This is a genomic window from Mesorhizobium sp. M0816, assembly GCF_040320005.1.
Classification (GTDB): Bacteria; Pseudomonadota; Alphaproteobacteria; order Rhizobiales; family Rhizobiaceae; genus Mesorhizobium.
The window spans coordinates 81,862-96,435 of sequence record NZ_JAMYOT010000011.1 but is presented as its reverse complement, the minus strand read 5'-3'; the positions used below and the strand labels follow the sequence as shown (position 1 = coordinate 96,435).

At 62.5% G+C, this 14,574-nt stretch carries 12 protein-coding genes; 8 read left to right on the top strand and 4 right to left on the bottom strand.

Annotation, left to right across the window (positions count from 1 at the left end; genetic code table 11):
- Positions 1–177 precede the first annotated feature (177 nt).
- The 3 genes from mntR to NKI17_RS18860 all read left to right on the top strand — a co-directional run bounded on the left by mntR (position 178) and on the right by NKI17_RS18860 (position 3,195).
- Entirely contained in the window at positions 178–633 is a 456-nt protein-coding gene (gene mntR, locus NKI17_RS18870; RefSeq protein ID WP_023678308.1) for a manganese-binding transcriptional regulator MntR, read from the top strand.
- 222 nt (positions 634–855) lie between these two features.
- Entirely contained in the window at positions 856–1,773 is a 918-nt protein-coding gene (gene ypfJ, locus NKI17_RS18865) for a KPN_02809 family neutral zinc metallopeptidase (protein ID WP_352906531.1), read from the top strand.
- A 153-nt stretch (positions 1,774–1,926) separates the two neighbouring features.
- Positions 1,927–3,195 carry a TCR/Tet family MFS transporter gene (locus NKI17_RS18860; protein ID WP_352906529.1) on the top strand — a complete coding sequence of 423 codons (1,269 nt, stop codon included), beginning with the start codon at positions 1,927–1,929 and terminating at the stop codon, positions 3,193–3,195.
- A gap of 54 nt (positions 3,196–3,249) precedes the next feature.
- Here NKI17_RS18860 and carA read toward each other — a convergent pair whose 3' ends face one another.
- The gene (gene carA, locus NKI17_RS18855) at positions 3,250–4,467 is read right to left on the bottom strand and encodes a glutamine-hydrolyzing carbamoyl-phosphate synthase small subunit (protein WP_084641355.1); all 1,218 of its coding nucleotides are present in this window, start codon (positions 4,465–4,467) and stop codon (positions 3,250–3,252) included.
- A gap of 319 nt (positions 4,468–4,786) precedes the next feature.
- Between carA and NKI17_RS18850 the strand changes: the two genes are divergently transcribed.
- The gene (locus NKI17_RS18850) at positions 4,787–5,236 is read left to right on the top strand and encodes a GatB/YqeY domain-containing protein (protein ID WP_023678304.1); all 450 of its coding nucleotides are present in this window, start codon (positions 4,787–4,789) and stop codon (positions 5,234–5,236) included.
- A gap of 56 nt (positions 5,237–5,292) precedes the next feature.
- Complete coding sequence (locus NKI17_RS18845) at positions 5,293–5,850, top strand: GNAT family N-acetyltransferase (protein WP_352757111.1); 558 nt, start codon at positions 5,293–5,295, stop codon at positions 5,848–5,850.
- 2 nt (positions 5,851–5,852) lie between these two features.
- Here the strand turns inward: NKI17_RS18845 and NKI17_RS18840 are convergent, their stop codons facing one another.
- The 3 genes from NKI17_RS18840 to NKI17_RS18830 all read right to left on the bottom strand — a co-directional run bounded on the left by NKI17_RS18840 (position 5,853) and on the right by NKI17_RS18830 (position 9,169).
- Positions 5,853–7,034 carry an MFS transporter gene (locus tag NKI17_RS18840; RefSeq protein WP_352906527.1) on the bottom strand — a complete coding sequence of 394 codons (1,182 nt, stop codon included), beginning with the start codon at positions 7,032–7,034 and terminating at the stop codon, positions 5,853–5,855.
- A gap of 128 nt (positions 7,035–7,162) precedes the next feature.
- Positions 7,163–7,372: a DUF2061 domain-containing protein gene (locus tag NKI17_RS18835; RefSeq protein WP_023678301.1), complete on the bottom strand. Its 210-nt coding sequence runs from the start codon at positions 7,370–7,372 to the stop codon at positions 7,163–7,165.
- A gap of 132 nt (positions 7,373–7,504) precedes the next feature.
- The gene (locus NKI17_RS18830; RefSeq protein WP_352567923.1) at positions 7,505–9,169 is read right to left on the bottom strand and encodes a Na/Pi cotransporter family protein; all 1,665 of its coding nucleotides are present in this window, start codon (positions 9,167–9,169) and stop codon (positions 7,505–7,507) included.
- A gap of 378 nt (positions 9,170–9,547) precedes the next feature.
- Here NKI17_RS18830 and NKI17_RS18825 point away from each other — a divergent pair, with 378 nt between their 5' ends.
- The 3 genes from NKI17_RS18825 to rpoD all read left to right on the top strand — a co-directional run bounded on the left by NKI17_RS18825 (position 9,548) and on the right by rpoD (position 14,434).
- Positions 9,548–9,919 carry an RcnB family protein gene (locus NKI17_RS18825; protein ID WP_352567922.1) on the top strand — a complete coding sequence of 124 codons (372 nt, stop codon included), beginning with the start codon at positions 9,548–9,550 and terminating at the stop codon, positions 9,917–9,919.
- Between the two features lie 157 nt (positions 9,920–10,076).
- Positions 10,077–12,038: a DNA primase gene (gene dnaG / locus NKI17_RS18820; protein WP_352567921.1), complete on the top strand. Its 1,962-nt coding sequence runs from the start codon at positions 10,077–10,079 to the stop codon at positions 12,036–12,038.
- 374 nt (positions 12,039–12,412) lie between these two features.
- Positions 12,413–14,434, top strand: coding sequence for an RNA polymerase sigma factor RpoD (rpoD, locus tag NKI17_RS18815; RefSeq protein ID WP_023678297.1), 2,022 nt, complete (start codon positions 12,413–12,415; stop codon positions 14,432–14,434).
- Positions 14,435–14,574: the final 140 nt, after the last annotated feature.

Here is a 14,574-nt window from a genome sequence, read left to right as displayed (position 1 = left end):
ATTATGCAATATGCTATATTTCATTGTCTGAGCTTTTCTTGTGGTCGCTTGGCCGTGCGGCCGGAACGGCAGTGAACGCCGGTTGCGCCGGCCACCGAATGGAAATAAACGGCCAGAACCAATAGGGTTCCGTGTTATGACCGCAATGTCGATTCAAACTGCCGGGAGGAGCGCGTATTGGCGCTGAAGAAAAGACCGGTTCCTCGCGAAAAGCCGCTGCCTGACGCAGAAATCCACTCGGAAGGCTTCAGGCAGACGCGTGAAGCGCGCCGCAGCGCGCTGGTCGAGGATTATGTCGAGCTCATCGCCGACCTGATCGAGGATGGCAACGAGGCGCGCCAGGTCGATATCGCGGCACGGCTCGGCGTCGCTCAGCCGACGGTGGCGAAAATGCTGACGCGGCTGTGCGCCGACGGGCTGGTCTCCCGGAAGCCTTATCGCGGCGTGTTCCTGACCGATGCCGGCCGCAAGGTTGCGGAAGAGAGCCGCATTCGCCACCAGACGGTCGAGGCCTTCCTGCGCTCGCTCGGCGTCAGTGCCGAGACGGCGCGCATCGACGCCGAAGGCATCGAGCATCATGTCAGCGCCGAGACGCTCGAAGCCTTTCGCAAGGCAATAATCGCCGCCCGCTGAAAAGCACGGCCAGCGTATCTCTTCGCGCGACTCGTTTCCCACGAGCAGGGTGAACGGCACAGACCTTGCGATGTCTCGGCCAGAGCAGGCAAGCGTCAGCAAGCATTGCTTGTTCGCACGAAAAATACTGTGACTTGGCGTAACCGTTGAGATAATTGTTGTCGTGTCCGATCGAACCGGGACACGGCCCGATCGGCCGGAAAATTGCATCACGGGGTTGCCATGCTCTGGAAGGGCCGTCGTCAGAGTGACAATGTCGAGGACGAGCGCGGCCAGAGCGGCGGGCTTGGCGGCGGGCCGGGGCAGTTTCGCATCCCGATCGGCGGTCGCGCCGGCGGCGGCGGCATGTCAGGCATTATCATCGTAGGGTTGATTTTCCTGGCAGGGTGGTATTTCGGCTTCGACCCGAGTCAGATCCTCGATAACAGCGGCTTGCAGCCCGGCGGCGGCCAGATCACCGACAATAGCGGCGAGCAAGACGGCGGCACCGGTGCGCCGGCATCCGACGAGATGAAGCAGTTCGTGTCGACCGTGCTGGCCGAGACCGAGGATACCTGGACTGGTATTTTCCAGTCCGAGGGCCTGACCTATCAAGATCCAAAACTGGTCCTGTTCAGCGGCCAGATTCGCTCCGCCTGCGGTTCTGCCTCGTCAGCGGCCGGACCATTCTACTGTCCCAACGATCGCAAGGTCTATCTCGACACCACCTTCTTCCAGCAACTCGATCAGCAGTTCGGTGCCTCAGGCGATTTCGCACAGGCCTATGTGATTGCGCATGAGGTCGGCCATCACGTGCAGAACCTGGTCGGCATCCTGCCCAAATTCAACCAGATGCGGCAGAGCATGGGCGAAGCGGACGCCAACCACATGTCGGTGCAGGTCGAGCTCCAGGCCGACTGCTTTGCCGGCATTTGGGCACATTTCACCGGCCAGAAGGGCATTTTGGAGCAGGGCGACATGGCGGAGGCACTGAACGCCGCCAAGCAGATCGGCGACGACACGCTGCAGAAGAAGATGCAGGGCTACATCGTGCCGGAAAGCTTCAACCACGGAACGTCGCAGCAGCGGCAGACCTGGCTGGCGCGCGGCTTCCAGAACGGCAAGCTTTCGGACTGCGACACGTTCAACAACCCGATCTGAACCGCCGGTTTTCTCGCTAATCCGAGAGACTGGATCGCAGTCAGGGGATGTCAGGATGAAAGCACTCGGCCCGTTCCCTCATTGTTCCCAGCGATGTGCTCGCCTATAAGGTGTGTTCCCGTTCGCTCGGGCGGCCCGAGGAGATATACCATCATGATAGACCCCAAAACCGCCAGGCGGGGCCTTGCGCTTGTTTTCACCACCCTGCTGCTCGACATCATCGGCTTCGGCATCATCATGCCGGTGCTGCCGGCCTATCTCAGGGAATTGACCGGCGTCGGCATCAGTGAGGCGGCTATCGAGGGCGGCTGGCTGTTCTTCGTCTATGCGGCGATGCAGTTCGTTTTCGCACCAGTGATGGGCGGGTTGAGCGACCGGTTCGGGCGGCGGCCAATTCTGCTCGCCTCGGTGCTGACGTTCGCTATCGACAATCTGATCTGCGCTATCGCCTGGTCCTATCCGATGCTGTTCATCGGCCGCGTGCTGGCCGGCATTTCCGGCGCCAGTTATTCCACGACATCGGCGTTCATTGCCGACATCTCGACCGACGAAAATCGTGCGAAGAATTTCGGGCTGCTCGGCATTGCTTTCGGCGTCGGCTTCGTCATAGGGCCGGTTCTGGGCGGGTTGCTCGGCACGTTCGGGCCGCGTGTGCCGTTCTATTTCGCTGCCGGGCTTGCTTTCGCAAACTTTCTGATCGCGCTGTTTCTGTTGCCGGAAACACTTGATAACAAGCACCGTCGCCGCTTCGAGTGGAAACGCGCGAACCCGGTCGGCACGCTCGTCCAGATGCGCAACTACGAAGGTATCGGCTGGATCGGACTTGTCTTCTTTCTGATGACGCTGGGGCACATGATGTATCCTGCGGTCTGGTCGTTCGTCTCCAGTTATCGCTATGGCTGGAGCGAACAACAGATCGGCTTCTCGCTCGGCGCTTTCGGCCTGTGCGGGGCGATCGTCATGGCGACAGTCCTGCCGCGCGTGATCCCTAAGCTTGGCGAGTGGAAGACGGCGGTAATCGGTCTGGCATTTACCGCACTCAGCGCCTTCGGCTACGCCTTCGCGTCACAAGGCTGGATGATCTATGCAGTGATCGTCGTTGGATGTCTCGAGGCGTTGGCCGACCCGCCGCTCAGAAGCCTGGCGGCCGCCAAGGTGCCACCTTCCGCCCAGGGCGAACTCCAGGGCGCGATGACCTCGGTCTTCTCGATCACCTCGATCATCACGCCGCTGCTTTATACGGCGATCTTTTCCTGGTTCACGGGGCCGAGCGCGCCGGTGGTTTTCGGCGGTGCCCCGTATCTGCTCGGCGCGATTTTCCTCACGCTGGCGCTCGTCGTCTTCGTCACCAGGGTGGCCAAGCCGACGCCGAAGGAAGTCAAACGCATGCACGCGCAGGAAGCGGTGACAGACGGGGCTTGATCGGCGCCGGGAGCCCGGCCGGCGCCGTCAATCAAATCCGTTTTTACGCATGCGCTAAACACGCTCGGCCAGTGCCGGCTCGCCGCGCTTTTCGCGGATGAGATTGACGAAGCGGCGAAACAGATAGTGCGAATCCTGCGGGCCGGGCGAGGCTTCGGGATGATGCTGGACCGAGAAGACCGGCCTGCCGGTGAGCGCAATGCCGCAATTCGAACCGTCGAACAGCGAGACATGCGTTTCCTCGACGCCGCTCGGCAATGAGTCGGCGTCGACGGCAAAGCCATGGTTCATCGAGACGATTTCGACCTTGCCGGTGGTGTGATCCTTGACGGGATGATTGGCGCCGTGGTGGCCCTGATGCATTTTTGCGGTCTTGCCGCCCAGCGCCAGCGCCAGCATCTGGTGGCCGAGGCAGATGCCGAAAAGCGGGATTTCGGTCTTCAACAGATCCTGGATGACCGGAACGGCGTAGTCGCCGGTGGCTTCCGGATCGCCAGGGCCGTTGGATAGAAAAATGCCGTCGGGCCGCATCGCCAGGATCTCCTCGGCGCCGGTTTTTGCCGGCACCACAGTGACCTTGGCGCCGAGGCCGGCCAGCAGGCGCAATATGTTGCGCTTGACGCCGTAGTCGACGGCAACGACGTGCATCGACGGATCAGCCTGTTCGCCAAAGCCCTCGTTCCAGACCCAGGGCGTCTCGCGCCAGACCGAGGACTGGCCGGAGGTCACCTCCTTGGCGAGATCAAGCCCGATGAGCCCTGACCATGCGGCGGCGCGGCGCTTGAGGTCATCGACGTCGAAGATACCGTCGGGCGCGTGCGCGATGACGGCATTGGGCATGCCCTTTTCGCGGATCAGCGCGGTCAGCGCCCGCGTGTCGATGCCTGAAAGTGCGACGATGCCGCGCTTCTTCAGCCACTGGTCGAGACCGGTTCCGGCGCGGTAATTCGACGGGTTGGTGACATCGGCCTTGAACACGGCGCCGACCGCGCCGGCGCGGGCCAGCGGGTTGAGGTCCTCGATGTCTTCGTCATTGGTGCCGATATTGCCGATATGCGGAAAGGTGAAAGTGACGATCTGGCCGGCATAGGATGGGTCGGTGAGTATCTCCTGGTAGCCGGTCAGCGCGGTGTTGAAGCAGACCTCGGCGACGGCGGAGCCGGTGGCGCCCAGACCGCGGCCCTCTATGACAGTGCCGTCGGCCAGCACCAGCAGGGCTGTCGGCCTCTCGCTGGCCCAAGGGGGGGTCGACGCGGCTGTCATCGTTGCCATGGCGGCACTCCTAAAGGTCGCGCCCTCAGTCGGCGCAACAAAAGGCGCGAAGCGGCGATCTCACAGCCTCGGCGCGCTAAGTTTTCATTTGTGCCTGTCGTTGCCCAAAACCGCTACGCATTTTTGGGCGACGTGCACTAGAATTCAATTCATGCAAGGCCCAGTACATAGGGGAAGGCGCCAAGGCGGTCAATGATGCCGCGCCGTGCGTGCCTGGATTTATTTCGTCGAATAATATCAGCGGTTTGCCGGACGCTATCGAATTTGCCTTGAGCTATCGGCACGACTATTGTCCGCGGCATTCGAAGGAGAAAGCACCATGCGAGGCAAAATCGCCGAATCCCTGAAGAGTGCGATGAAGGCGCAGGACAAGCGCCGGCTGCCGACATTGCGGCTGATCCAGGCGGCCATTCATGATCGCGACATCGCCAATCGCGGCGCCGGCAAGGAGCCGGCCAGCGACGACGAAATCCTGCAGATCCTGGCCAAGATGGTGAAGCAGCGCGAAGAGTCGGCCAAGGCGTTCGATGACGGCAAGCGGCCGGAGCTTGCAGCGCAGGAGCGCGACGAGATGGCCATCATCCGCGACTTCCTGCCGACGCAACTGGGTCAGGCCGAGACGGAAAGCGCCGTCCGTTCCGCCATCGCCGAGACCGGCGCCAGCGGCGTCAAGGATATGGGCAAGGTGATGGCGGCGCTCAAGGAGAAATACGCCGGTCAGATGGATTTTTCCAAGGCGAGCGGCATCGTCAAGAGCCTGCTTCAGTAAGCTGCCGAAGGCCCTTGCCGTCGCGCCCGCAATCCGGCAGCCAAAAGCTCGCGCCCGTGATCGAACTCGTCAAACCGGCGCTTGAACACCTGCCGTCCTACAAGGCGGCCCTCGAGCGCGGCTGGTCGCCGGACAATGTGCGGCTGCTCGACACGACGCGCGAGCAGCTTGCGGCTATCGAAAAGGATCCAGCGACTTTCCTTGGCGATCTCGACGATTCCGATGGCAAGGGACCGCCGATCACCTTGCCCGACGGTTCGACAGTGCCGCGGCTGCCCGGATTCCGGCGCTGGATCTGGGACGGGGAAGTCGCAGGCTCAATCGGCCTGCGCTGGCAGCACGGCACCGCGGCGCTGCCGTCGCATGTGCTCGGCCACATCGGCTATGCGGTGGTGCCGTGGAAACGGGGACGCGGCTATGCGACCGAGGCGCTGCGGCTGATGCTGGTGGAGGCGAGGGCGGTTGGCCTGCCCTTCGTCGAAATCACCTGCAAGCCTCACAATGTGCCCTCGCAGAAGGTCGTTCTGGCCAATGGCGGCCGGCTCGTCGGGCGTTTCTTCGAGGACGCCGCCTATGGCGGCGCGGAAAGCCTGCGCTACCGGATCGATCTGTAGCCCTATTCGGCGGCAGCCGGCAGCGGCGGCGCAGCCCGGCTTCGCCATTCCCAGACATGCGAGGCAAGCGCAACCGCGACCGCGACCAGCATGGCGATCGCGCCAACCACCGGCAGGCTGCGATAGCCATAGCCGGCATTGAGCATCGCCGCGCCGAGCGATGCGGCGAGCGCGATGCCGACATTGAAGCCCGACGGGATGAGCGACGAGGCAAGGTTGGACGCGTCCGCGGTCCAGGTCAGGATGCGGGTCTGGATCGGCGTGCCGATGGCAAAGTTGAGGCCGCCCCAGACGAAGATCGCTATCACCATCGGCAGCGGGTAAGGGCTGACAGCGTAGATCAAGGCGAGCATTGCCGCCTGTAGGAAAAGCATGGCGATGAGCGACGGCATCAGCTTCCAGTCGGCGAGCCGCCCGCCGACGAAGACGCCGATCGTTGCGCCGACCCCATTGAGCAAGAGCACCCAAGGTATCCATTTCTCGTCGAGGCCTGTGACCTCAAGCAGCGTCGGCGTGATGTAGGTGAACAGGCCGAACTGGCCGATCATCAGCATCAGCATAATAATGAGCGAGGTCCAGACCTGCTGGCGTGCGAGCACGCGGACCTCGCTTCCAAGGCTCGCCGACGGGCTCGACGATCCCGTCTTGCGCGGCAGCAGGGCGCCGATTGCCGTGAAGGCCACCACACCGAGCGCGCACATCACCCAGAATGTCGCACGCCATCCCCAGATGTTGCCGATTGCCGTGCCGGCCGGAACGCCGATTGCGTTCGATACGGTGAGGCCGGACAGGATCAGCGCCACCGCCATGCCGCGCTGGTCTTCGCGCACGAGGCCGACGGCCACCACCATGGCAACGCCGAAATAGGCGCCATGCGCCACGGCCACCGCTATCCGCAACAGCAGCATCGAAGCGAAGTCGGGCGCCAGCGCGCAGGCGGCCTGGCCGATGGTGAAGGCTGCAGTCAGTCCAAGCAGCAGGGCCTTGCGGGAGAACCTTTTGGTGGCGAGCGCCAGCAGCGGGCCGCCGACTGCAATGCCGCCGGCATAGCCGGAAACGAGATAGCCGGCGGTCGGGATCGCGACGCCAAGGCCCTCCGCCACCTGCGGCAGCACGCCGGCAATGACGAATTCGGTGGTGCCGAAGGCGAAGGCGGCAATGAACAGGGCAATGAGGGGGAGCATGGCGGAAAGGCGATCCTCAGATAAGGTCGCCTCAAACCACGGATGAGGGCAGCGGGCAATCCAGAAATTGTCGACGCCGCTTTAGCTTTTCTTGATCGCCGGTCAGGCGCCCGCCGCGGAGGCAAGAGCTAGGCGGCTGCCTTCCTTCCATAAGGAATTTTCAGCCACGCTCGCTCGTGAAGATAGTAGAGCAGCGACTTGGTGACGACCTCGGTCAGGCCGATGGCCGCGGCGAGCTTGATGCTTCCGGTCACGACGAGCGAAATGATCATCGTGTCGATGGTGCCGGTGACGCGCCAGGAAAGCGCTTTGGCGAAGCTGCGAGAATGGGTGTCCATCGACTTTCCTTCCGGTAGATGCGGCGATCATTAGCCGACAGACGGGAGGTGGCGCAAAGATAATTTTTGCGCATTGGCCCACAGCAATTTTCATAGGCGATGTTCTGAAGCTACCCGGCCTGTGGACGCAATCTATCCAGCCTTCAGCCGCGAACCGGTGAGCAGGCCGCGCTCTTCAAGCACGGGATAGGCCATCGAGGCGAGCAGCGAGTTGATCTGCTTGAGGTCGCGAATGGTGTCGAGATGGATCGAACTGGTCTCGACGCTCTTGGGGGTGCCGTCGCGCAGCCGCACGAAATGGCTCTGGCTGGTTTCCTTCTCGCGGTCGCGCAGCCGGTCCTTTTCCAGCACCAACTGGCGAGCGGTCTCCGGATCGCGGGACACCAGCACGTTGAAGGCAAGCCTGGCATTGGCAAGCACCAAGCCATGGAAGGCGCAAAGCTCACGCCATCCTTCCGGCGTGAACTCCAGCCCGCGCTCGAATTTCTTCTTCACGTGGACCAACATGTTGCGCACGATGATGTCGCCGACCTGCTCCAGCTTGACGCAGGCGCCGATCAGCTCCTGGCAACGCAGCGCCTCGTCCTCGCTCAACGGGTTCTTGGTGACCTTGGCCAGATAGAGCTTGATCGCAGCGTGCTTCCTGTCGACACGGTCGTCGAGTGCGGCCAACGCGCCGATCTTGTCGGCATCGGCGCTCTCATAGAGCTCGATGATCCGTTTCAGCATGATCTCGACCGTTTCGCAGACCCGCACCACCTCGCGGGTGGCGTTGGCCAATGCCTGGCTCGGCACGTCGAGCGCACTTTCGTTGAGCGCCGAAAGCTCGACGACGTCGAGCGCGTTAGCTTCCTGGGGCTTGGTGCCCAACGCCACGATCCTTTCCGAGGCGCGATAGACCAGGCTCGCCAGCGGTAGGCCGGCGATCAGGATCAGGATGTTGAAGACAATGTGGGCATTGACGATCTGCTCGGGCACCGTGCTGCCCAAGAAGGCGACCGGCGGCTTGAACGTCAGGAACAGGATCAGCATCATCAGCGAACCCATGCCGCGCATCAGGAGATTGCCGATCGGCACGATACGAACGCCGGGTTCTGCGTTGCGGGTTAGAAGCGGCGCGATGATCGAAGAGCCGAGATTGACACCGAGCACCAGCACGATGCCGAGTTCGGGCGGGATGAAGCCGCGGCCGGCCAGCGTCACCATCAGCAGCACCGCGGCGATCGAGGAATGGAACAGCCAGGTGACCAACGCCGCCAGAAGATAGGCGGTGACCGGATCGCCGGAGAAGTAATCGACGATGAGCGGCATCAGCGTGCTCTGGCGCAGTGGCTCCGACGCCTGGCCGATCATCTCCAGCGACAGAAGCAGCAGGCCGATGCCGACCAGGATGCGGCCGAACTGGCGCCAGTCGCGCCGCTCGGTGGCCATGAACATGACGGTGCCGGCGACCAGGCAGATCGGCACCAGCAGCGACAGATCGAAGGTGAGCAGCTTGACCACCAGTGCTGAGCCGATCTCGGCGCCGCGCACCGCAAGCTGGCCCGACATGCCGCTGACAATACCGGAGCCGGCGAATGAGCCGACCAGCAAGGTGACGGCGGTCGAGCTTTGCAGCGCGACAGCCAGGCCGCAGCCGGCCAGAACCGCCATGAACGGATTGCGCATTGTGGCGCGCAGTTTGTGGCGCAGCACATCGCCATAGGCGCGCTCGACGCCGGTCTTCACCAAACGGGTGGCAAACAGCATCAATGCGACCGCACCGGCAAGGTGCAGCAAAACGACAGAGCCACTCATGCCCGACCCCGCAACCCAACAGATGCCAGCGACGCGGGCGCCGTGACGTCAAGGGTGCAAAAGTGGGCGCGAATCGTGGACATTGCAGAGGTTGATATTACTCCGATTTATTTTAGCCGAATAATAAATTTTGCCCGGTTCCGACGCCTGTTGGCACGCGACGGAGCGTGTCGGAAATGGATGGCTGACAAAATGGTTGCATAGACTGCGGAGTTGCGGCGGGTCATGCGTCCATTCGCGGATGCCAGCTTTAAAGGTAGCGCTGAATTAGTCGTTCTAAATATAAGAAATCATTACGAAAACGTAATCTCGGTGTTCAGTTTCGGTTCATCCGTCCGGCTCTATTCCCTAGGCATCGACAACCAAGGAGTACCCGCCATGAAACGCGTCGTTCTTTCCGCCATTGCCTTCTCGATGCTGGCTGCAACCACCTGGCAGGGCCAGGCTGCACCTCTGAACACACCAAACGCGCCGCAGTCGAACTACAGCCAGGTCGACTGGCAAAGGCCCGGCAGGCATGTCGACGTGAACAAGCGCGTCGTAGTGAAGAAAAAGATCGTCGTGAAGCGCAGCCATTGGCGCAACGGCCAGAGATATTCCAGCTGGAAGCGTCACCAGCCGATCCGCGACTATCGCCACTATGGCCTGCGCCGTCCGGGTCCCGGGCAGGAATGGATCCGGGTCGGCAACGACTATCTGCTGGTCAGCGTTCTCTCCGGCCTGATCTTCGGTGCTATCGCCGCGCAATGAGCCCGGAACGGCTGACCGCGCTGCGTCGGTTTAGATCGAGAAGGCGGCCCGCGGGCCGCCTTCTCTTTTTGGCCTGTGAAAACCGGGTATGATCGCCATTAGGAGTCGTCGGGCTTCGCCCGTGTGATTATATGGAGGCCAAACGGGCTGTCCCCCCATGCGCTTTCCACCTGCTTTCCTCGACGAGATCCGCGACCGCGTGCCGATTTCTTCGGTGATCGGCCAGCGCGTCGCGTGGGACAGGAAGAAGACTAACGCGCCGCGCGGCGACTATTGGGCGTGCTGTCCCTTCCATGGCGAGAAGAGCCCGTCCTTCCACTGCGAGGACAAGAAGGGCCGCTACCATTGCTTCGGCTGCTCGGTTTCGGGCGACCATTTCAAGTTCCTGACCGAACTTGACGGGATGAGCTTTCCTGAAGCGGTCGAGAAGATCGCCGACATGGCCGGCGTGCCGATGCCGGTTCGCGATGCCCAGGAGGAGCGGCGCGAAAAGGAACGCGCCAGCCTGACTGACGTCATGGAGATGGCGACGGCGTTCTTCCAGGAACGGCTGCAGGGACCGGAAGGGGCAAAGGCCCGCGCCTATCTGCGCGACCGGGGGCTGACACCGGCGACGCAGCAGTCTTTCCGCCTCGGCTATGCCCCCGACAGCCGCAATGCGCTGAAGGAGCATCTTGCCGCCAAGGGTGTCCCCAAGGCCGACATCGAGGCGTGCGGGCTGGTGCGCCATGGCGACGACGTCCCGGTTTCCTATGATTGGTTCCGCGACCGCATCATGTTCCCGATCCCGGATTCCAGGGGCAAGATCATCGCCTTCGGAGGGCGGGCACTGGCGCCGGATGCGCTGGCCAAATATATGAACTCGCCCGATACGGAGCTCTTCCACAAGGGCAACGTGCTCTACAATTTCGCCCGTGCGCGGCAAGCACTGGGAAAGGGGGCGCTGGCCAAGGGCGGCACCGTCATTGCCGTCGAAGGCTACATGGATGTGATCGCGCTGGCGCAGGCCGGCTTCGAAAACGTGGTGGCGCCGCTCGGCACCGCGTTGACTGAAAACCAGCTCGAACTTCTATGGCGCATGGCTGGCGAGCCGGTGCTGTGCTTCGACGGCGACCAAGCCGGGTTGAAGGCAGCGTGGCGCGCCGCCGACATGGCGCTGCCGGCGGTCCAGGCAGGCCGCTCCGTGCGCTTCGCCCTGCTGCCGGAGGGCAAGGATCCCGACGATCTGGTCAAGGGTGACGGGCCGGATGCGTTCCGCGCCGTGCTTTCCGAGGCGCGGCCGCTGGCCGACCTCTTGTGGATGCGCGAGACCGCCGGCGGCATCTTCGACACGCCGGAACGGCGGGCGGAGCTCGAAAAGACGCTACGCGAACTGACCAGCCGCATCCGCGACGAGAGCCTTCGCTATCACTACCAACAGGAAATGCGCGAGCGCGTGCAGAGCTTCTTCGGTGCCCAGCGCGGACGCCAGGGACGTCAGGACGGACGGCCCGGTGAGCGCTTCCCGGGCAGGGTCTCAGCACCCGGCGGACAGTTTGCACGTGGCGGCGGTGCCGGTGGGCGCACCGCGATCACCGAAAGCCTCGGCCGCTCGGCGCTGGTCAAACGCGGCGGCGAGGGCATGTCGGTGCGCGAGGCGACGATCATTGCGGCCCTCGTCAACCATCCCGTGCTGATCGACGAGAATTTCGCCCATGTCGAGTTCCTCGATCTCGCCAATTCCGATCTGAAGCGGCTGCATGCGGCCATCCTCGACGCCATGGCGCACGATATGGCCAACAACCGCGAGGCTGTAATCGCGACGATCGAGCGGGCCGGCTGCGGTGAGATCTGGCAGCGCGCGGTGGCGCTGATCAAACGTGCGCGGCAATGGCCGGCGCTGGAAACGGCAGCACTCGACGATGCTCGCGATGCGTTCAGCCAAGCTCTCCACTTGCAGCGCAGCGCGCGCACCTTACATAAGGAGCTGAAGCAGGCGGAAGCAGCGCTCGCCAGCGATCCCACGGACGAAAATTACCGGCACCTGGTCGAAATCCAGGCGCAATTTCGTGATGTGCAGGCAACGGAAGCGCTGATCGAAGGGTTTGGCGTATCGTCGGGCAGAGCTGGGCGCGTTTAGATCGAAGCCTCCAGAAGACTGAAATGTAAGGCCGTGCTTGCGCGTTGAATCAAGCGTGCGGTGCTCTAAGTCGGGTAATTGATTCGCTTTTTTCATGCGAATCATGCGAGAGGCGCTTGACCTTCCGGCAGAATGGCGGAATCAGGTCGATTCGAAACGTTAACCCGCCCCGGCATCGACGGGAATGCAGCGATGTAAGGTACTGATCACTGGACAGGCAGTCAGCTTGCCACAGATATCAGGGTTAATCTGGACTTAACGAGAGATGCAGTTACTGGCCCGGTAAAGCGCGTTCTGGAAGGAGCGCATCCAATTTGACCGGACCGGCAGCTTACGCGGCTTTGATACTCAGCCGCTTGGAGAAAATAAAGACTATGGCGACAAAAGAAAAGGAAGAAGTCGAGACCGAACGCGAGGCCGCGACCGATGGCCCTCTGCTCGACCTTTCCGACGATGCTGTCAAGAAGATGATCAAGGCCGCCAAGAAGCGCGGTTATGTCACCATGGACGAGCTGAATTCGGTGCTGCCCTCGGAGGAAGTGACCTCCGAGCAGATCGAGGACACGATGGCCATGCTTTCCGACATGGGCATCAACGTGGTCGAGGACGACGAGCAGGGCGAGGAGCCCGAAGCCGCCGACACCGCCGCTGATGCCGAGGAAGACGCCAACGAGCTCGCCGAGCAGACCGGCACCGCCGTCGCCGCCACCACGACCAAGAAAGAGCCGACCGACCGAACCGACGATCCGGTCCGCATGTATCTGCGCGAGATGGGCTCGGTGGAGCTTCTGTCGCGCGAGGGCGAAATCGCGATCGCCAAGCGCATCGAGGCCGGCCGCGAGACGATGATCGCGGGCCTTTGCGAAAGCCCGCTGACTTTCCAGGCCATCATCATCTGGCGTGACGAGCTCAACGAATCGAAGATCCTGCTGCGCGAGATCATCGACCTCGAGGCGACCTATGCCGGGCCGGAGGCCAAGCAGGCGCCGGTTGTCGAGCGTATCGAGGAAGCCAAGACCGAGGAAAAGTCGCGCCGTTCGCGCGAGGACGAGGACGACATCACCAATGTCGGCGGCGACACGCGTGGCCTGGTGGACGACGACGAGGAAGACGATGACGAGGCGAGCCTGTCGCTGGCGGCGATGGAAGCGGAACTGCGCCCGCAGGTGATGGAGACGCTCGACGTCATTGCCGACACCTACAAGAAACTGCGTAAGCTGCAGGACCAGCAGGTCGAGAACCGGCTGGCCGCCGCCGGCACGCTGTCGCCCAGTCAGGACCGCCGGCTGAAGGAATTGAAGGACCAACTGATCAAGGCGGTGAAGTCGCTGTCCTTGAACACGGCGCGCATCGAGGCGCTGGTCGAGCAGCTCTACGACATCAACAAGCGCCTGGTGCAGAACGAAGGCAAGCTGTTGCGGCTGGCCGAAAGCTATGGCGTGCGCCGCGAGGAATTCCTCAAGGAATATCAGGGCTCGGAGCTCGATCCGAACTGGACCCGCTCGATCGGCAATCTGACCTCGCGCGGCTGGAAGGAATTCACCAAGAACGAGAAGGACGCCATCCGCGACCTGCGCGCCGAGATCCAGAACCTCGCCACCGAGACGGCGATTTCGATCCAGGAATTCCGCAAGATCGTCAACCAGGTGCAGAAGGGCGAGCGCGAAGCCGCGATCGCCAAGAAGGAAATGGTCGAGGCCAATCTGCGCCTCGTCATCTCCATCGCCAAGAAATACACCAATCGCGGCCTGCAGTTCCTCGACCTGATCCAGGAAGGCAATATCGGCCTGATGAAGGCGGTCGACAAATTCGAATACCGCCGCGGCTACAAGTTCTCGACCTACGCGACGTGGTGGATCCGGCAGGCGATCACCCGTTCGATCGCCGACCAGGCGCGCACCATCCGCATTCCGGTGCACATGATCGAAACGATCAACAAGATCGTGCGCACCTCGCGCCAGATGCTGCATGAGATCGGCCGTGAGCCGACGCCGGAAGAACTGGCGGAAAAGCTCGCCATGCCGCTGGAAAAAGTGCGCAAGGTGCTGAAGATCGCCAAGGAGCCGATCTCGCTCGAAACGCCGGTCGGCGACGAGGAGGATTCGCATCTTGGCGACTTCATCGAGGACAAGATGGCGATCCTGCCGATCGACGCAGCGATCCAGGCCAATTTGCGCGAGACGACGACGCGCGTGCTGGCCTCGCTGACGCCGCGCGAAGAGCGCGTGCTCAGAATGCGCTTCGGCATCGGCATGAACACCGACCACACGCTTGAAGAGGTCGGCCAGCAATTCTCGGTCACCCGCGAGCGCATCCGCCAGATCGAAGCCAAGGCGCTGCGCAAGCTCAAGCACCCGAGCCGGTCGCGCAAGCTCAGAAGCTTCCTCGACAGCTGAGGCCAACAAGGGTTAGGGATTCAAAGGGCGCCGTCGGCGCCCTTTTTCGTTTGTGCATAGGCGATCGGCTATTCGACGCTATCGCTCTTGCGGCCTGCGGCTTGCGGGAGGATAATTTCGTATCGGATGCATTTCTGGGC